This is a genomic window from Granulicella tundricola MP5ACTX9 (assembly GCF_000178975.2).
Lineage (GTDB): Bacteria > Acidobacteriota > Terriglobia > Terriglobales > Acidobacteriaceae > Edaphobacter > Edaphobacter tundricola.
On record NC_015064.1, the window covers coordinates 203,166 to 221,757 of the forward strand.

12 protein-coding genes are annotated in these 18,592 nt (G+C 60.5%); 4 read left to right on the forward strand and 8 right to left on the reverse strand.

All coding sequences use genetic code 11. From position 1 onward, the window contains the following. Complete coding sequence (locus ACIX9_RS00850) at window positions 1–795, reverse strand: HugZ family pyridoxamine 5'-phosphate oxidase (protein WP_013578576.1); 795 nt, start codon at window positions 793–795, stop codon at window positions 1–3. Between the two features lie 330 nt (window positions 796–1,125). Between ACIX9_RS00850 and ACIX9_RS00855 the strand changes: the two genes are divergently transcribed. Then, the gene (locus ACIX9_RS00855) at window positions 1,126–4,539 is read left to right on the forward strand and encodes a TonB-dependent receptor (protein WP_049789181.1); all 3,414 of its coding nucleotides are present in this window, start codon (window positions 1,126–1,128) and stop codon (window positions 4,537–4,539) included. Between the two features lie 67 nt (window positions 4,540–4,606). Here the strand turns inward: ACIX9_RS00855 and ACIX9_RS00860 are convergent, their stop codons facing one another. Further along, window positions 4,607–5,686 (reverse strand): LacI family DNA-binding transcriptional regulator, encoded by a 1,080-nt coding sequence (locus tag ACIX9_RS00860; RefSeq protein WP_013578578.1) that lies wholly within the window; start codon window positions 5,684–5,686, stop codon window positions 4,607–4,609. Between the two features lie 219 nt (window positions 5,687–5,905). Here ACIX9_RS00860 and ACIX9_RS00865 point away from each other — a divergent pair, with 219 nt between their 5' ends. Then, entirely contained in the window at window positions 5,906–7,495 is a 1,590-nt protein-coding gene (locus ACIX9_RS00865; RefSeq protein ID WP_013578579.1) for a GH39 family glycosyl hydrolase, read from the forward strand. A 21-nt stretch (window positions 7,496–7,516) separates the two neighbouring features. Next, window positions 7,517–8,809: a glucoamylase family protein gene (locus tag ACIX9_RS00870; protein ID WP_013578580.1), complete on the forward strand. Its 1,293-nt coding sequence runs from the start codon at window positions 7,517–7,519 to the stop codon at window positions 8,807–8,809. Between the two features lie 9 nt (window positions 8,810–8,818). On the opposite strand, the gene ACIX9_RS00875 is transcribed toward ACIX9_RS00870, so the two are convergent. After that, window positions 8,819–9,223: an RNA-binding S4 domain-containing protein gene (locus ACIX9_RS00875; RefSeq protein ID WP_013578581.1), complete on the reverse strand. Its 405-nt coding sequence runs from the start codon at window positions 9,221–9,223 to the stop codon at window positions 8,819–8,821. Window positions 9,224–9,320: 97 nt separating this feature from the next. Then, window positions 9,321–12,167: a protease pro-enzyme activation domain-containing protein gene (locus ACIX9_RS00880; RefSeq protein ID WP_013578582.1), complete on the reverse strand. Its 2,847-nt coding sequence runs from the start codon at window positions 12,165–12,167 to the stop codon at window positions 9,321–9,323. A gap of 297 nt (window positions 12,168–12,464) precedes the next feature. Here ACIX9_RS00880 and ACIX9_RS00885 point away from each other — a divergent pair, with 297 nt between their 5' ends. After that, a complete protein-coding gene (locus ACIX9_RS00885) occupies window positions 12,465–13,979 on the forward strand; it encodes a multicopper oxidase family protein (protein WP_013578583.1) in 1,515 nt (504 codons plus the stop codon). Window positions 13,980–13,991: 12 nt separating this feature from the next. Here ACIX9_RS00885 and ACIX9_RS00890 read toward each other — a convergent pair whose 3' ends face one another. From ACIX9_RS00890 to cysD, 4 genes are read right to left on the reverse strand one after another with little or no spacing between them, the layout of a single operon-like run. Next, entirely contained in the window at window positions 13,992–14,822 is an 831-nt protein-coding gene (locus ACIX9_RS00890; RefSeq protein ID WP_013578584.1) for a sulfite exporter TauE/SafE family protein, read from the reverse strand. Beyond that, window positions 14,822–15,583 carry a phosphoadenylyl-sulfate reductase gene (locus tag ACIX9_RS00895; RefSeq protein WP_013578585.1) on the reverse strand — a complete coding sequence of 254 codons (762 nt, stop codon included), beginning with the start codon at window positions 15,581–15,583 and terminating at the stop codon, window positions 14,822–14,824. Before ACIX9_RS00895 ends, ACIX9_RS00890 begins: the two co-directional genes overlap by 1 nt. Continuing rightward, window positions 15,580–17,400, reverse strand: coding sequence for a sulfate adenylyltransferase subunit CysN (cysN, locus tag ACIX9_RS00900; protein WP_013578586.1), 1,821 nt, complete (start codon window positions 17,398–17,400; stop codon window positions 15,580–15,582). Before cysN ends, ACIX9_RS00895 begins: the two co-directional genes overlap by 4 nt. Then, the gene (gene cysD, locus ACIX9_RS00905; RefSeq protein ID WP_013578587.1) at window positions 17,400–18,350 is read right to left on the reverse strand and encodes a sulfate adenylyltransferase subunit CysD; all 951 of its coding nucleotides are present in this window, start codon (window positions 18,348–18,350) and stop codon (window positions 17,400–17,402) included. Before cysD ends, cysN begins: the two co-directional genes overlap by 1 nt. Window positions 18,351–18,592 lie beyond the last annotated feature (242 nt).

Here is an 18,592-nt window from a genome sequence, read left to right on the forward strand (position 1 = left end):
CTAAGAGGCTTTGGCTTGGCGGACCATTTCTACGAGGATTTTGCGGGTGTCCTGGGCTGTGTGGACCTCTTGGAGGAAGTTGATGCGCGTGCCTTTGTAGCCTTCGGCGGTCTTGAGGCGGAGGAAGAAGCCGAGGCGATCGACCGAGGTCATGGTGGCCTCGGTGGCTTCGTAGCCGGAGTGGGTGCGGGCCAGGAGGATCATGGAATCGACGTGATCCGCGTTCATGTGGGCGATGATGCCGGGTCCGGAGGCGGCGAGGGGATCGGGCGCGGCCTGGGCGTAGTCGCTTGCCGAGACCCAGCCCATGACGCCGAAGCCGCCGACGTAGTAGAGGTCGATGAGGTTGAGGCGGAAGAAGCTGAAGTCGGCGAAGTCGACCCAGTTGCGGCTGTTTTCGTGGCGGGCTAGGTAGGCCTCGCGTGCGGCGGGGAGATCGGAGGCGGGGACCGGCTCGGCTGTGCCGACGAGGGTGACGCGGGCTGCGCCGAGGGCATCGCCGTCAGAGGCGATCTGGTTGATGAAGAGGCTGGCGTGGGGATCGGCCTTGAGGTTCTGGGTGTGCATGGCCATGTTGCTGATAAGAAAGAGCGGGCGGCCGAGGGCGTCGAGCGCGAAGGGCATCAGCGAACCGAAGGGGAAGCCGGGGTGTTTGCGCGAGAGCGTCGAAAGGGTGGCGACGGAGGCGAGCGAGATGAGGGTGCGGACGCGCTCGGCGTGGCTGGGCTCCGGGAGTTGGGGAAGGGCGGGGCCGGTGTAGGCGTGCTGGCGGGGTGCGGTTTCAGTCTGCGACATGGGTGCCTCTGGAGGTATGGTATCGGCTTTGGGCCCGGAGGCCGGCGAAGGGCAGAGACGAGGTTCCTGTGAGGAAGTTTCCGGGCTTGCGTAGTTTTACGGATTTTTCTTTTGACTTCGGCGGCGAGTTAAGTAACCCTCAAGCTACTACTCCAAATCAAACTCTTGTCGACCGTGTGCTTATCCCAGGCAGCTTGCACGGAAATCGAGAGCCCCGAATCCCGGCGTGCCCAGGCATGTCGGTTGCTGTTCTTCCAAGGAGCTTCCCTGTCTATGGTGTCTCGCCGTCTACTTTCTCTCGCTGCTGTCAGCCTTGTCTGTACGGGTCCAATGGCGCTTTCCGCGTTCGCTCAGAGCGCCGCTCTCGGTGGTATCGCGGGTATCGTTCGCGATAGCTCCGGCGCTGTTGTTTCCGGTGCTTCGGTCCAGATCAAGAACACCCAGACCGGCGCGGCGCGTACGGTGACGACGAACTCCGAAGGCCACTATGAAGCGACCTTCCTGCAGCCTGGTATGTATGAAGTGATTCTTGGCGGCGGGAGCTTCGCCACGGTCGATCAGAAGAACGTCGCTGTTACTGTGGGTGACACGCGTACCGTCGATGCGACTCTGGGGTTGAGTTCCGTTTCTACAGATGTAATCGTGACGAGCGAAGCGCCGCTGATTGATACAGAGAAGGTGGAAGGCTCACAGGTCGTAGGCCAGCAGCTCATTTCGAATCTACCGATCGCAAGCCGCCGTTTTGAGAGCTTCGTTCTTCTGACACCCAACGTCGTTCCGGACGGTAACACGGGTCTTATTGGCTATCGCGGCATCTCCGGCGTATACAACCAGAACCTGATCGATGGCGCGAATAACAACCAGCAGTTCTTCTCTGAGGCGCGCGGTCGTTCTATCGGGTCCCCCTATGTCTTCCCGGTCGATGCGATCAGTGAGTTTCAGTCCTCCGCGACCGGCTACTCGGCCGAACTGGGCGGAGCGGCGGGCGGCATCATCAACGCGATCACCAAGTCCGGCACCAACCAGTTTCACGGTGACGCGTACGAGTACTACCGGACGCCGGGCTTCAATGCTCTTGACCCGTACAACAAGTACAACGGCCGTCTGCAGAACAACCCCTATCTTCTGTCACAGCCTGTGAAGGTTCAGCACCAGTTCGGCATTTCGGCCGGCGGACCGATCATTCAGGACAAGCTCTTTTTCCACTTCACTTATGACGGTTACCGCAAGGTCAACCCGGTAAGCTATCTATCGACCTATAACAGCACCACGACCAGCGTTGCGAATCTGGCCCATCTCTGCGACGGCGGCACGGTTCACGTCCAGGACGGAACGACGATCTATCCTACGACCATCCCCAACGTTAGCGCGACGCAGTGCGCTGCCGGCGTAACGGCGGTGCAGTCGCAACTTGGCTCTTTTGGACGTAGCGCCAAACAGGATATCTACTTTCCACGCCTCGACTACCAACTTAACTCCAAGACCCACCTCTCTGCTGAGTTCCTGTTCGCGAACTTCCACCAGCCCAATGGGTATAACAGTTCAGTCACCGTCAGCAATGGCGGCGTCTCGCAAAACGGAACCGCTGACTTCCACGAGCGCATTCTGATTGCAAATGCTGAAACCCAGGTCTCATCACGATCCACCAACGTGGTCCACTTTCAGTGGGCTCGCGACCTTGAGACAGACGGCACTAATTCCGGTGGCCCGTCGAACAGCCTGACCAACCTCGTTGCCTTGGGTGAGACCTCTGCGCTGCCTCGTGGCAAGTTCCCGGATGAACATCGCTGGCAGGCCACCGATGTGTACTCCACCACGCTGGGTCACCACACCATCAAGGCTGGTTTCGATCTTAACTTCGTGCATGAGCAGATCGCAAATTTGTTTGGAGGCGATGGCAGCTTCAGCTACAGCAACTCCAATGCCGAGTACAACTTCACGAACTTCCTCCAGGACGCGCTGGCGGTCAATCCAACGTTGACCACCGCCGGTGGAACTCCCGTGAGCCGCCACTATAACTCGTTTTCTCAGACAGTTGACCAGTTGACGGGCGTGGGTGCGGATGACTTTTGGAATCAAAACATTGACGGCTTTGTAGAAGATGCGTGGAAGGCAACACCGAAGCTTCTTGTAAGCGTTGGCGTTCGCTACGACGTGCAGCTTGTTCCCGGCCCGGATTTGCCGAACACGGCGAATCCTGTGGCGTTCAATGCGACTTCGCAGATCAATCCGGACCTGAAGATGATTCAACCCCGTATCGGTTTCGCATGGAACCCTTACCCCGGTACGGTGGTTCGGGGCGGATACGGAATTTTCTATGGCCAGATCTCGAACTCTTCCTACTACACGCTGCGGCGTGAGAACGGCGTGTATCAGAAGCAGTACGGCCCAATTACTCCGGCAGTGACCCCTGTGCCCTACGTTGTCACGGGCGGGGCGGTCACCGGCTCCGGAACCACTCCTGGAACATGCGCTCCTACCGCCGGCTCCAATGTCTGCTATACCAACCCGGGCAGCTTCGTCTCGTATGCTCCGCAGGGTGGCGTTCCGATCTTTACCCCGCCTGGTCCGGCACCCACGAACCCTGTAACCGGGGGGGCGATTACCTCGACCGGTCTGGCCGCTGTTCCTTCGGGCACGATTACGATTCGTGGTCTGGACCCGAGCTTCCAGAATCCTCAGTCGCACTCTGCTGATTTGGCTGTGGAGCAGCAACTCCCGCTGCACTCGACGCTCACGGTCTCCTATGTGGGCAACCGTGCATTGCGGCTTCCGGTCTATGTCGATACCAATGTGGATCCGAACTCGGTTATCACAACCCGGACCTATCAGTACACGAATGCACAAGGTGTCACCAGCAACTTTGCAGAGCCGATTTATCGCAACCGGCTTTACACCAACACAGGGGCGGTTGCGACCGGCTTCTCCGACGTCAATTCCTGGTATCACTCCTTCGTGGCTTCGGTCCGCAAGCCAATGAGCCATGGAGTGGAGATTCTGGCCAACTACACATGGGCGAAGGCGCTCGACGGTGGGCAGACTTACGGTGGCAATGGGACGTTCAATGGTACAGATGCTCCGCTGATTCCTTTCGCGCTTGGTGCTCATAAGGGACGCAGCAATGAGTATTCTCGTTCGGACCTCGATATCCGGGGTCGCTTCGTCGGCACGATTGTGGCGAAGTCCGCGCTTCCTATCGCAAACCATTACGTTGCCTATGCCGCGAACGGCTGGCTTCTCTCGGGAACGCTGACGGCGCAGACTGGCGAGCCGATCACTGCGACCGTCAATGGTTCGATCACGTATCTCACTAGTTCTTCAACGGCGCTTGGCAATCTGACGTCAGACGCCGGCGTTACAAATGCAGTGTTCACCTCAGGTCCTGGAGCTCGGGTTCCCGATTACATCGCGAGCAGAAACTCCTTCAAGGGTCCTGGAGTGCATAACGTCGATGCCCGCGTCTCCCGCGACTTCCCACTGAAGAGCGACCGCTATCACTTTGAGGTTGCGGCCGAGCTCTTCAATGTCCTCAATCACCGCAACATTCTTTCCACCAACACCGCTCTGGTCGCTTACTCGGCTCCGGGCGCAAGCGGATGTCCGACGGTCGCTTCCAACCCCAATGGCGTCGGTTGCCTTGGCCCGCTATCGGCCTCGACCGCGGCGTTCGCAAGCCCTGCCAGCACTTCAAACATCATTTACGGTGCACGGCAGATGCAACTCGTTGGAAAGTTCACCTTCTAACGATCGCTCAATCTAACAATGAGAAACGCCCCGGATTATCCCGGGGCGTTTCTCATTTCCGTTATGACTACTTTACGAGGTTGCGGGCGGGGGCGGTGGAGGCTCGTACGATCAGCTTTGGCTCTACGACCAGTTGCTCTATGTGTGCGGAGGGGTCGATGCGGCTTTCGCGGCCGGCTTCGAGTTGCTTGAGGATGGTCTCGGCTGCGAGCATGCCCATCTCACGGAGGGGCTGGCGGACAGTGGTGAGACCGGGGTTCTGGAAGGCGGCGCTTTCGACGTCGTCAAAGCCTATGACCGAGACGTCCTCCGGGACGCGCAGGCCGGCTTCTCGGATGGCGAGCACAGCGCCTATGGCCGCGGTGTCGTTGAAGCAGAAGAGGGCCGTGAAGGGCTCCTGGGTCTCCAGCAACGCACGGGTGGCGATGTAGCCGGGCTCGTGGTTGGGCTGGTCGCCTTCAAGCTGTGCGACGAGGGAGGGCTTGATGGTCAGCTTCAGGGCTCGTGCGGCGTGGCGGATGCCGTCCCAGCGGGCCTGGGTGTCTGAGGAGAAGCGCTGGCCCTTGATGAAGGCGATGCGTTCGTGGCCGAGGGCACGTAGGTGCTCGAGCGCCATCAGGGCCGCGCTCTCATGGTTGACGACGACGCTGGTGACGCCGTCGCGGATGTGATTGCCGGAGACCGCGATGGTGGGGGTGGAGGGCTTCTCGTGCAGGACGGTATCGACGACGATGATGCCTTCGACGGCGCGAGCGACGAGCAGATGCTGGTACTCGTCCAGGAGTTCCTTGCGGCGATGATGGCTGACCAGGAAGTAGAAGTAGCCGTGGCGCAGGAGAGCCTCTTCAATGCCGGCAAGGACGAGGGTGGCGTAGCCGTCGCTGACCTCCGGCACCATGACGCCGAGCGTGTGGGTGCGCTTGTTACGCAGAGAGCGAGCCAGAACATTGGGGCGGTAGTTCAGCAGGCGCGCGGCCTCCTGAATGCGCTTCTGGGTCTTCTCCGGAATGGACCGGGCTGCGGGGGACTCGTTCAACACGCGCGAGACGGCGGCGACCGAAAGGCCGACGTGTGCGGCGACCTGCTTGAGGCCGACGCTTTTGGCTTGTCCGGGCTGTGCCTGGCCGCCTGGAACCTTGTCTTTCATCACGCCTCCAGTCTGTCACGTTTCAGCGCGAATCGGCCATGGATCGGTGAGCGCTTGACAGGTCTACTCCGATTTCCGCAAAATGCCAGTCGGTGGTCAAACGATTGCCGAAAGAAGAACCACCGATGCAGACCCTGTTTGGCGACTGTTCTTCCGCGACGATGGATGCGCGGTTCTTCCTCTCGATTCTCATCTTCAACCTGCTTCACGGAGTCTTCCATGCGCTCTTTACGTCGAGCCGCCCGTCTTGCCCCGATGCTTCTGTCCAGCGTGCTGGCGGGCTCATGCGCTGTTGCACAGTCAGCCCCAGACTCGTCCACGACTGTACGCCTTACGGTGGATGCCCATGCCGCGGCAACGCCCTTTCCACACTTCTGGGAGCAGACCTTCGGCTCCGGGCGGGCGATCCTTTCGCTGCGTGACAGCTACCGTATTGATCTGGATAAGGTGCATGGGATTACGGGCTTTGACTCGGTGCGGTTCCACGGGATTCTGAATGACGATGTAGGTCTGTACGATCCGGATCGGAAGACGAAGAACCCGGGGCTCGCGGCGCAGGATGATCCGTCCGCCGGCGGAACCGTTTACAACTTCTCTTACATCGACCAGATCTACGATGGGCTGCTGGCGCATCATGTGCGGCCGTTTGTGGAGCTGAGCTTCATGCCGGCGAAGATGGCCTCGAACCCTGCGGCGATCCATCCGTTCTGGTATCACCCCAACACCTCGCCTCCCAAGGACTATGCACTGTGGGACGGGATGATTACGGCGCTGGCGCAGCACCTGATTGCGCGGTACGGGATCGAGGAGGTTTCGCACTGGAACTTTGAGGTGTGGAATGAGCCGAACCTCGATTTCTGGTCCGGCAAGCCGGCGCAGGAGAGCTACTTCAAGCTCTATGACCATACCGCTCGCGACCTGAAGGCTGTGAGCGCGCGCATCCGTGTGGGTGGGCCGGCCACTGCTCAGGCGGCGTGGGTTGGAGATTTTCTGAAGCACTGCAAGGATAACAATGTTCCGGTCGATTTTGCGTCGACGCATGTCTATGCCAACGACACGGCTGAGAACGTGATGAAGATCAAGGAAGATGTGCCGCGCGACAAGATGGTGTGCAGCGCGGTGAAGATGGTTCATGACCAGATCGTGGGCTCGCCCCTGCCCAAGACGCCGCTGATCATGAGCGAGTACAACGCCAGCTATGCGAATGAGCCGGCGGTGACGGATTCGATCTACATGGGGCCTTGGATGGCGACGACGATCAGCCAGTGCGACGGCATGACGGAGTCGATGAGCTACTGGTCGTTCTCGGACGTGTTCGAAGAGCAGGGTGTGGTGCGGACGCCGTTTTATGGCGGTTTTGGCCTGATGGCTGAGGACAATATCCCGAAGCCTGCGTTCAACGTCTTTGCGATGCTGCATGGGCTGGGGACAGAGCGGTTGAAACTGGATTCAGACTCCGCGATGCTGACTCGGCGAGCCGATGGCACGCTGGTGATGGCGCTTTGGAACTATGTAGCACCGACGGAACCGACGACCTCGGACGTTGCGCCCGCGGGAGCTGTGCGAAGGTTCACCCTCACTCTTCCGGGTGGGGCAAAGCAGGCCACGATCATGCGGGTCGACCAGGATCATGGCAACGTCATCAAAGCCTTTGACGCTATGGGCAAGCCGGCCACGCCGAGCCGTGAGCAGATCAAACAGCTGCAGCAAGCCGGACAAGCTTCGCCAGCCGAGCATGTTGCCATCCGGAACCATCAGCTCGATCTGACGATTCCGCCAGCGGGGCTTGTTGTTCTGGAACTGAAGTAGGCTGGGTCAGGAGTAAGAGCCATGCACGAACGTCATCTACACACGCGCCGGGAGATTTTGAATGGGCTTGGAGCTTCGGCTCTGGTTGCGGCTGCGCCTCGCGGCCTGCTTGCGGCCGTGCCGGCTGGAGCTCATCTCTCCAAAGCCGATGAGGCGTTTCTAGCGGAGATGATCCGGCGTGGCTGCGACTTCTTCTGGGATCATGGTCACCCGCAGACCGGGCAGGTGCTTGACCGGGCGCGGGCGGACGGCGGCGCGGAGACACGGCGCATGGCGTCGATTGCGTCGACGGGCTTTGGGCTTTCGGCGTTGTGTATTGCGGATCGCTATGGGTTCTATCCGCATGCTGAGATCGTGGAGCGCGTGAGGAATACCATGCGGTTTCATTGGCAGAAGCTCCCGCAGAAGGAGGGCTTCTTCTATCACTTCTCGGATATGGAGACCGGCGTCACCTCGCGCGGGTCGGAGCTTTCGTCGATCGATACCGCGCTGCTGCTCTGCGGGATTCTGACCTGCCGGGCCTACTTCAAGGATGCCGAGATCCAGGATCTGGCGACGAAGATCTACGAGCGCGTGAATTGGCCGTGGATGCTCGACGGCGGCAGCACGCCTTCGATGGGATGGTTTGAGAAGACGGGCTTCCTGGCGGCGCGTTGGAATATGTTTGCGGAAGAGATGATGTTGTATCTGCTGGCGATCGGCTCGCCCACGCATCCGCTGACGCCGAACTACTGGGATAACTTCTCGCGGCCCACGGTGAAGTTTGAGGGGATCGAGTATCTCAGTGCGGATGCGCCCATCTTCATCCACCAGTACACGCAGGCGTGGTTCGATATGCGCGGCCGGCGGGACAAGTATGCCGACTATTTCGAGAACTCGAAGAAGGCTACGGAAGCGCATCGCCGGTTCTGTATCTCACTTGGCGGCAACTATAGCCCGGACTACTGGGGGATCACGTCGTCAGACTCAGAGCATGGCTATACCGGCTGGGGTGGACCGCCGAAGCAGGGTGATATCGACGGCTCGGTCGTGCCGGCTGCCGCGGCTGGTTCTCTGTCGTTCATGCCCGCGGAGTGCCTTCAAACCTTGACCTCCATGCGCGCGAAGTACGGCAAGCAGGCGTGGGGACGGTATGGCTTTGTGGATGCCTTCAACCCGGCCAGGCCCTGGTACGACGCGGATGTGCTGGGGATCGATCTCGGCATCGGCGTCCTTGCTGCTGAGAATTTGCGCTCCGGCATGGTGTGGAGCACCTTCATGCAGAACAAGGAGATGGTTGAGGCGATGCGGCTGGTGGGCTTCCGCAAGGCTTAGCGTATTGTCCTAGAAACGGTGTATCCGGCCGCGCAGCTTATCCAGTTGGCGGCGGTTCTGCTTGGTCGGCTTACCCTCCGGCAACATACCCTGTTTCAGGAGCTCACGGCGTTCGTCGGCGAGCTTCTGCCGCATCTCGCGGCTCTCGTCGCTTTCCTGGTAGTAGGTCTGGGCGACCGCGCCTGAGCCTCTTGCCTCCGCTGCCAGCAGCACCTCGATCTGGTACTCTCCGCCCTCATTCTTGACCTTCAGCTTGTCGCCGACGTGAAGGACGCGGGAGGCCTTGGCGCGCTGTCCGTTGCATTCGATCCTGCCTATCTCACAGGCGTCCGATGCGAGCGCCCGAGTCTTGAAGAAGCGTGCTGCCCACAGCCATTTATCGATGCGTACCGCGTTGAGTTCTTCTGTTGCCATGGATCTATTTTCCTCCATTGCGACGCAAAAAAGCGGCTTGTCTCCGGAGTGATGCTCTTCTCTAGAGACAAGCCGCAGTTGTTGCGGAGCCGCAGACTTAGTCGACGGTCAGAGTCAGCGATGTCGTGCTGGTAATCAAAGCGTTTGAGACGTCCGTGCCGATGATGGTCAAGGTGTAGGTTCCCTTCGCGGTCAGGTTATTTGTCGTGGAGGTGGTGGAGCCTGAGCCTGATCCGCAGCCGGACAGAGCGAGTCCGAAGCCGGCGAGCAGCAGCACCGGCGCGAATTTCCGCAACCGCCGTGATCTGCAACCGCAGAGGCCGAAGAGCATCAGTCCGGCGAGCACGATCTTCGTGTGTGATTCGCCTGTCCCAGGAACCTGGCTGGGTGAGAGACTGGCGAGGCTCCGTTTGCCGCCCGCTCGCACGACTGCCGCACCGACACAGGATGCCGAGCCGGTTGAGATGGTGAGTGCCGTAGTCACGGCCGCCGTACCGGTGACGGTGGCGTTGGTGATCGGCGTGTAGCAGGCATAGGGCAGGCTTGCGCTGGAGAGGACGGTGAAGCTCACCGTGCCTGTATATCCGCTGCCGGGTGTGACCGTTATGGTGGAGGTGCCGGTTGCGCCGCCGGTGACGGTCAGGTTGGTGGCGGAGAGCAGGATGGTGCCGGTTCCAGTTGCGGTCGTACCTACGGTAAGGGTGACTGAGCCGGTTGAAGAGGCGTAGATGGAGTCGCCTGAGTAAGTCGCGGTGACGATGTGCGAGCCGACGGTGGTGGAGGAGAAGGTATACGTCGCCACACCGCTGGTGAGTGCGGCTGAGGAGCTGACGGTGGCCCCATCGACCGCGATGGAGACGGTGCCGGTGGGGCTGGTGGTTAGGGATGTTGTCGAAGGCGCGACGGTGATGGTGATCACGTCGCCGGCACCGGAGACGGGCGTGGTAGTGACCGCGGACAGAGTGGTGGTGGAGGCCAGCAGGGTGGACCCGGTGGTTGTGGGCCACGCGGTCAGCAGGTTGTAGAGGTCGACAGAGCCGAGCCCTGTCGCCTGGTCATAACCGGTCGTTGCTGCGTAGGCGGAGGCCCCGGCGGTGGAACAGAGCGTTGAGCCTGCGGTGCAGGAGTTGGTGCCGCTGGTAATGTCATGGAAGGCCCTGGCGTAGGTGGTGCTGTTGGCTGCAAGGGTGTAGAGCGTGGGGTTAATGACACCCTGGCCGGTGGAGTTCAGCTTCTGATTGATGAGCGCCAACATGCCGGAGAAGATGGGTGCGGCAAAGCTGGTGCCGCCCGCGGCGGTCAGGTTGGTGTTGGTTGAGTCACGAAAGCCATTGCTGCAGCTTCCCGTGATCTTGGTGGCAGTATCGCTGGAGCAGTAGAGATAGGGTGCGTTGACGACGGCGGAGTCCAGCGAGATATCCGGTGTGAGACGGAAGCTGCCGGTGGGAATTCCCGTGACGCCGGTCTGCCAGGTTGGCCGCGGAGTGAAGATGCTGACGCCGCCACCACCGGAGAGGATGCCGTTGCTTGCGGAGTCGTCGTTCCAGACCTGCTCCGGAATGTAGGACAGCGCGGAGCCGATCACGTCCGTGCCGCTGGATGCGGTCCAGTAGGTGCTGTTGCTTGAGGTGATATCCGCTGTTGGGAACTCGGTTCCGCCCATACCTGTGACGTACTGACTATCGGAGGGGAAGTCCACGGCGAGTGCTTCCTGTTGAGTTGTGTTGAGGATGGTCGTGCCGGAGCAGTCCGTGGACCCCGCATCGCCCGCTGCCGCAACGACTGTCTGACCCTGGGCCGCGGCCTGGGCCAGCATCGCGTTCTCTGCTGCGAATGAGGTCGCGCTGAAGTTGGTCTCACAGGTGCCGTAGCTGACGCTGATGATGGGTGCGATCTTGTTCGTGATGGCATACTGCAGAGCGTCGAAGGCTCCATAGTTCGTGTTATTGCCGGTGTAGACGAAGTAGATCGTTGCTCCCTTGGCGATGCCGCCGCTGTATTCGAGATCAAGGTCTGATTCAGATTCGTCGTCCGTCTTGACCGTCGAGGAGCCGGAACCAGGCACCAGGATTACGGTCGGATCTTTGACCGTCAGCCCGGCAGCGGTCTGGAAGTTCTCGATGTCCGAGAGCACAACCGCGGACTGCCCGACGGCTACGATCGATTGGCCCGTGCCGGTATAACCCGCGCTGTAAGCGGCGTTGATGTCGTAGATGGTGGCGACATCCTTCGGCGTCAGGAAGTGCGAGCCTGACTGACTGGAGGTGAAGTTGGGGTCGACCACAGCGGGCCTGAGCTTGACGCGGGCCTTGGGGCGGAAGCTGCTGAGGTTGGTCACGTCCTGGATGATGTCGCTCAGGGCTGCGGGAACGCTAACCTCAGAGGCGGGCGCAAAGTGGGTCTCGCCGTCCTTGGTAAAGTTGTGCAACTCACTGCCGAACGCGTTCCCGACCTTGCCTGCGGTGCCTGAGAAGGAGATACGATTGCCGCTGCGGGAGACACCATCTACTGTGAAGCCCTGCTGCTCCAGCCAGGCTGAGACCTTGGCCTGATCGCTTGCAGACAGACCAAAGCGAGTTCCAAACTGCTCCGGCGAGAGCCACTGGTGGTAAAGGGGTGAGGCCGGATTCTGCTGGGCTGCCAGGAGCGCCTGGAGGTCTGCCTCCTGCGCTTCCGTGCGGCGGAAGACCACGCTCATGCCTTCCAGCTTCGTACCGGAGGCGAGGCTGCCTGTATCGTCGGCTGCCAGGGCGCGTGGGTTGCGGGAGCCGGCGAGCGTCACGCGCTGGGCGGCGTTGATCTCCTGCGTGATTCGCGGCTTGAGCGTCTGCGCCGTGCCGCAGACGGACAGCAGGCTGAGCGCGAGAAGGGACGACTGGAGCGGAAGCCTGGAGGGGAGTGCGGACGCCGCACTGCGTAGGCTGGACAGAAAAGAAGGAAACATGAGGGGGCCTCGACTGTAGATATCGCCCGATAGGACGGGCGAACAAAGTCCTGAGGTTACAGACATGGCTGTTTGAACACCCTCAGCTTCAGGCGCGATTCACGTGGCAGCAACATGGCTTCCGTAGCCTGAAGTTTGCCTTCCGCGGATCGTTGTGATGCGTCCGCAGGCCCTGACTCCGGAGATTCGCACTTGTCTCAACGCACGCGCCGTACCTTCCTGCAGCAAGCCTCTGCCTTTGGTCTTCTGGCCGGGTCACGCCATAGCCTCGGGCTCCAACAGGGGAGCATGACGGGGATGAACATGGGCCAGACGATGCATAAGACCCCCGCTGCGCCGGATCATACGGTGCCCATGCTGCATTCGCTGGAGCTTATGCCGTTCGTTGACGCGATGCCGGTTCCACCTAGCCTGCTGAAGGCGACTGCATCGCATGCGAGCCTGCGGATTGCCATGCGCGAGATTCATGCCAAGGTCCATCGCGATGTACCGGCGACCCGCATGTGGAGCTATGGGCCGGAGGCTTTGGGGCCGGTCATCGAGGCTCGCAGTGGCCATCCCATGTCCGTGCAGTGGGTTAACAACCTGCCTGTGAAGCACTTCCTGCCCATAGACCACAGCCTGCACGGCTGCGGGCGCGATATCCCGGATGTGCGGACGTGTGTGCACGTCCACGGTGCTCGCGTGCCGACCAAGGATGATGGGCACCCGGAGGACTGGTTTACGCCTGGCAACTCGCGAACGAGCCACTATCCGCTGGAGCAGGAATCGGCCACGCTGTGGTTTCACGATCACGCCATGGGGATCAACCGGCTGAATCACTATGCGGGACTCTTCGGGATGTTCTGGCTGCGCGATGAGCAGGAGGATGCGCTCCATCTGCCCAACGGTAAGTATGAACTTCCGCTAGTGCTCTATGACCGCGACTTCACCACCGATGGGCAGCTCTTCTACCCAACTTCAGGCGATCCCGAGCATCCCTGGGTCTCGGAGTTCACCGCCGATGCGATCCTGGTTAACGGCAAGATTCGCCCTTATCTTGAGGTCGAGCCAAGGCTCTATCGCTTCCGCACTGTCGTCGCTGCGAACAGCCGCTTCTTTGGCCTGACGCTTTCGACAGGGGCATCGCTGGTGCAGATTGGGAGCGACCAGGGTTTGCTCAGTGCTGCCGTAGAGGTGCCTCGTCTGAATATCGCTCCGGGTGAACGCGCGGATCTGCTGATCGACTTCAGCAAGCACGCGGGAGAGAAGATTCATCTGCGGACGGGTGCGCTGGATATTCTGGAGTTCCGCGTTGCTGCCCGGACGGGGGCACCTGTGGCGTCACTGCCCAACAATATCCGTAGTATTCCACGCACGCCGGAGACCGCCGCCACCGTCACCCGAACGATCACGTTAAACGAGTACCAGGATAAGGCGCAGAACTCCATGCTGATGCTGCTCAATCGCAAGCACTGGCATGAGCCTGTCACGGAGCGGCCACGTCTGAACTCAACGGAGATCTGGGAGTTCGTCAACCAGACTGAAGACACCCATCCGATGCACCTGCACTTGGTGCGCTTTCAGATTCTTGATCGGCGGCCGTTCGATACCTTCCAATACCTGATGCAGAAGGAGATGCGTTTCCAAGGGCCGGCTGAGGCTCCCGCGCCCAACGAGCAGGGCTGGAAGGACATCGTCCACTGCCCGCCCGGCATGGTGACGCGCATCATCGTCAAGTTTGAAGGCTATACCGGCGACTACTTGTACCACTGCCACATCCTGGAGCATGAGGCGAACGACATGATGCGGCCATTTGAGGTGATCGCTTAGACCCTCAGAGGGTCAACTTTTCGCGGAGGCCTTCAACGGCAAGTTGGACCAGGCGACCTTGCAGAGGTTGTAGCTCTTGTGTGCGAGCGCCTGCGGGCCGCCACTGGTATAAAGCACCTGGCTGCCGATCACCAGCAGCCACACCCAGAGCGCAAAGCGCAACGGCCGTTTGGGGATGAACTTCGCTGATGCCGTGCCAACGATCACGCCGCCGATTCCGCCGATCACAAGATGCATCAGCAACGACGGATTTGTGGAGTGGGAAAACCAGTGCGCTCCGCTGCCGACCAGCGATAGCATAAAGCCGAACAGGATATCGGTTCCAACGACTTGCGCCGGCAAAAGATCCGTCAGCGAAAGTAATGCCGCAGTACCCAGAGCGCCTGCACCTGCGGATGAGAAGCCCACCTCCGCGCCAACGGGGAACATCAGCAACGGCATCCAACGGCTGCGATCCGGCTTGGTGTAATCCTTTTGAATCGGGCGGAAGGAGTAGAAGATTTGGTAGATTGCGGTAGCAACCAGCACCGTGCCCAGGATACTGTTCATCAACTGCTTCGATCCAGCGGTGGCGAGATGTACCAGCACGAAGGAACCCAGCAGCACGCCGGGCAGACCGCCCAGCAGCATCCAGCCCAGCACCCGCCAGTTCACCTGTTTGCGTGCAATCTGTGACGGCACCAGAACCAGCTTCACGGCTGCTGAAAACATCAAGCCCGTGCTGACGGCCACCGTCGTCGGCACGCCGAGAAACAGGATCAGCAGCGGCGTCGTAATCGTGCCCGCGCCCACGCCGGTCAGCGCAATGAACACGGCGATGACGAAGCCGATGAAGTATTCCATCAGTGTGCCTGCCCTGCAGGCTGGATCTCGTCAGCCTGGATGTGGATACCGCACTCGACCTTCTTGCCCGCCCAGCGTCCGGAGCGTGGATCGTTCGGATCGGTGGGGATGGACGTGCATGGCTCGCAGCCGATGCTGGTGTAGCCCGCGTCGTAGAGCGGCAGCAAGGAAATCTCAAACGCCGCGCAGAGCTGCCATATATCGCGCGTCGTCCAGTCTGCGAACGGACTCAGCTTGCGCACTGTCACGCCGCTGGGCAGCTTGAAGTCTGCCACCTCTTCAAGCGCGGTGCGGCTTCTTGCTTGCTCGCGCCGCAGCCCGGTCAGCCAAACCTTGTAGTTGGCGACCGCACTGAACAGAGGCTCAACCTTACGCAGACCGCAGCAGCGATCGGGCGCGGTCTGGTGGAGAAGGCCGAACTCCGCCTCCTGCTCGGCGACCGTCTTCACCGGCAGCAGGTTGGTGAGGTTCAGGTTCCATTCCGCCGCGATGCGATCCCGATACGCGTAGGTCTCCGCGAAGTGGTAGCCGGTATCGAGAAACAGCACGGGGATATTGGGCCGAAGCTCCTGCGCCAGCTTCAGCAAGAGTACGTCCTCTGCCTGGAAGCTGCAGGTAAGGCACGCTTCGTTGTCACCGGGAGCTGCGGCTAGTTCTTCCGCAAGCAATGCACGGACGTGAGTAAGCTGCGCGAGCAGCTCAGGCCGAAGCCCTGATTCCGCCAGCAGGTTGGAAGGGGATAACGTTGGCACAACGGTCATGGTTTCACTCCTTCATGCCGGCCCAGAACTCCGGCGTCGCGCAGCGCCTGAAGCGCGGAGCTCACAGCCTGCGTTATGTCTTCGGACAGATTACGGCTGCCGAACGCTCCGTTCAGATCGATTGAGGGAACATGCCCGTCCTCATGCTTGAGGATCAGCAACCCAGCGCCAAGCAGCGCGGCAACAACCTCGGCATCATCTTCTCGGAAGCGGACGGCAACGGCTCCGCTCTCAAACAGAGTCCGCTCCAACGCATCGACGAAGGCGACCGGCCCCTGTAGCTTGATCAACGCACCGGTATGCCCGTAGCGCGTCACTCGCTCGCGATATGTAACCGGAGTAGTTGCAATTTCGTTCGGCTCGCTCGCGATGTCAGTCCGCCGGATCATTCCCGCTGCAACCGTCGCGTTGGTTTGCGCGTCGATCAGCACGAAGCTGCCGGTGATGCGGTTCTCCGCATAGGCATCCGCCGCCAGAGGCAGCAGCGTTTCAATCTCCACCAGCCCGATGCCGTTCATCGCCAGCGTCGGTGCATCGTCAACACGCCCAAGCTCCGCCAGGTCCACCGCATGAACCAGCCGCTTGACCTGCGCCTGCACGGTGCGGCTTGTATGCTTCAGCAGGTATCGCCGCCCAACTTCAAGTGGCGTGTTGTCCATCCACACCAGCGACGCCGTGAAAGCCTTCGTCACTGCAGCGGGAGCGTCAACGCTTACCAGCAGATCGCCTCGGCTGACGTCGATCTCATCCTCAAGCGTCAACGTCACGGACAAGGGCGCGGTCGCCTCGTCAAAGTCACCGTCAAAGGTGACGATGCGCTCAACGCGGCTCGTCTGCCCGCTCGGAAGAACGGTTATGCGATCTCCCGGCCGCACACTGCCCGAAGCGATCTGTCCTGCGAATCCGCGGAAGTCGAGATTCGGCCGAATCACACGCTGTACCGCCAGGCGGAACGGCGCGTTCGCGTCGGCGACGGACGATGGGATAGTCTCCAGGAGCGTCAGCAGCGACGGGCCTTGATACCAGGGCATCGCATCGGAAACATGTACGACGTTGTCGCCGGCCAGCGCACTTACTGGAATAAAGTGCAGTACCGTCTTCTCGTTTCCATCGACATCCAGCCCATGGAAGAAGATCTCAAAATCAGCCTTGATCGTGGTGAAGACGCTCTCGGAATATTCGACGAGATCCATCTTGTTCACGGCGACGATCACGTTGCGCACCCCAAGCAGTGCCGTGATGAACGCATGACGGCGCGACTGCACCAGCACGCCTTTGCGTGCATCCACCAGCACGATGGCCACGTCGGCCGTGCTCGCGCCTGTAGCCATGTTGCGCGTGTACTGCTCGTGGCCGGGTGTATCGGCGATGATGAACTTGCGCTTCGCGGTCGAGAAGTAGCGATAGGCCACATCGATCGTGATGCCTTGTTCGCGTTCGGCCCGCAGGCCATCGGTGAGCAGCGCCAAGTCAAGCACCCCGGGCGCTGTAGTGCCCTTGCCTTCGATCGACCGTAGCTGATCGTCATACACGCTCTGCGTGTCATAGAGTAGCCGCCCAATCAGCGTGGACTTACCGTCATCGACCGAGCCTGCGGTAGAGAAGCGCAGCAAATCCTTCGCCTGCTCCTCCGCCAGATATTCCGCAACATCAAAGTCCTCCGCCGCAAACTCAGGCGAGACCTCATGCTCATGCGTCTCCGGCGTTCGCCCGAACAGCGGATTGAACGCGGCCACGCGCTCATCCCAAACCTCAGGCTCATTGGCGGGCGCGCCCGAAAGCTGCACCAGATCCTTGTTCTTTACGAGAGTGTCCATTAGAAGTATCCCTCCCGCTTCTTCAACTCCATGGAGCCTTCCTGGTCATGATCGATCACGCGATTCGCGCGCTCTGACGACCGGAAGCCAAGAATCTCTTCGATGATCTTCGGGATCGTATCCGCGTCCGATCGGATGGCACCCGTGCAGGGGCTGCATCCCAGCGACCGCAGCCGCGACTTCACCATCACGGGCTGCTCACCCTTGCGTGCGACGAAGTCTTGTTCGGTCGGCAGCAGCGCATCGCCGCGCAGATACATGGGCCGCTCCTTCGCAAAGTAAAGATCGACCACGGGAATGTTCTCCAGGTGGATGTACTGCCACACATCCATCTCGGTCCAGTTGGACAGCGGAAAGACGCGGATGGATTCGCCCGGATGGATGCGGGCGTTGTAGAGATTCCAAAGCTCAGGCCGCTGGTTCTTCGGGTCCCATTGGCCGGCGCCATCGCGGAAGGAGTAGATCCTCTCCTTCGCGCGAGACTTCTCTTCATCGCGACGAGCACCACCGAACGCTGCGGTAAAGCCATAGTGCGTCAGCCCATCCAGCAGCGCCTGCGTCTTCAGCAGACCGCAGCAGCGCTTCGTATCCAGCGCAATCGGGTTGGTTCCCGCGGCCAGAGCAGCTTCATTGCGCCACACCAGCAGCTCAGCGCCAATGGACGCGGCCATGTTGTCGCGGAACTCGATCATCTCGCGGAACTTGTAGCCGGTATCGATGTGCAGCAGGGGGAAGGGAATCGGCGCGGGAAAGAACGCCTTCTGCGCCAGCCGCAGCATGACGGAGGAGTCCTTGCCGATCGAGTAGAGCATGACCGGCTTCTCAAACTCGGACGCCACCTCGCGGAGGATGTGGATGCTCTCCGCCTCGAGCAGGCGGAGGTGACTCAGCCTCTGCTCGGTCGTCCTGAGCGTTGTATCGGGTGCTGTTGCTGTGAGCGTTTCAGCCATGTGCTTTGGATAGCTCCGATTGAAGAAGCGCCGTCCACGAATAAAAGTGGAAGACTTGGATTGATGAATTTGTGGGAGGACGAAGGGTTCGGAGACGAACTAACGCGCGCTACAACACTCTGCCATGGCAGGACAACAACAGCAGCGAAGCTGGCAGAGGGAACGCATTCGTATCTATAAGACTAGCATCGTGGTCCGAAGGGTTCAAGAAAACGCGCGGATCGAGAATACCCGGTGGTGGT

Coding starts and splice junctions, on each gene's coding strand:
- ACIX9_RS00850 (WP_013578576.1), bottom strand. CDS start 795: ATGTCGCAGACTGAAACCGCACCCCGCCAGCACGCCTACACCGGCCCC.
- ACIX9_RS00855 (WP_049789181.1), top strand. CDS start 1,126: ATGGCGCTTTCCGCGTTCGCTCAGAGCGCCGCTCTCGGTGGTATCGCG.
- ACIX9_RS00860 (WP_013578578.1), bottom strand. CDS start 5,686: ATGAAAGACAAGGTTCCAGGCGGCCAGGCACAGCCCGGACAAGCCAAA.
- ACIX9_RS00865 (WP_013578579.1), top strand. CDS start 5,906: ATGCGCTCTTTACGTCGAGCCGCCCGTCTTGCCCCGATGCTTCTGTCC.
- ACIX9_RS00870 (WP_013578580.1), top strand. CDS start 7,517: ATGCACGAACGTCATCTACACACGCGCCGGGAGATTTTGAATGGGCTT.
- ACIX9_RS00875 (WP_013578581.1), bottom strand. CDS start 9,223: ATGGCAACAGAAGAACTCAACGCGGTACGCATCGATAAATGGCTGTGG.
- ACIX9_RS00880 (WP_013578582.1), bottom strand. CDS start 12,167: ATGTTTCCTTCTTTTCTGTCCAGCCTACGCAGTGCGGCGTCCGCACTC.
- ACIX9_RS00885 (WP_013578583.1), top strand. CDS start 12,465: ATGAACATGGGCCAGACGATGCATAAGACCCCCGCTGCGCCGGATCAT.
- ACIX9_RS00890 (WP_013578584.1), bottom strand. CDS start 14,822: ATGGAATACTTCATCGGCTTCGTCATCGCCGTGTTCATTGCGCTGACC.
- ACIX9_RS00895 (WP_013578585.1), bottom strand. CDS start 15,583: ATGACCGTTGTGCCAACGTTATCCCCTTCCAACCTGCTGGCGGAATCA.
- cysN (WP_013578586.1), bottom strand. CDS start 17,400: ATGGACACTCTCGTAAAGAACAAGGATCTGGTGCAGCTTTCGGGCGCG.
- cysD (WP_013578587.1), bottom strand. CDS start 18,350: ATGGCTGAAACGCTCACAGCAACAGCACCCGATACAACGCTCAGGACG.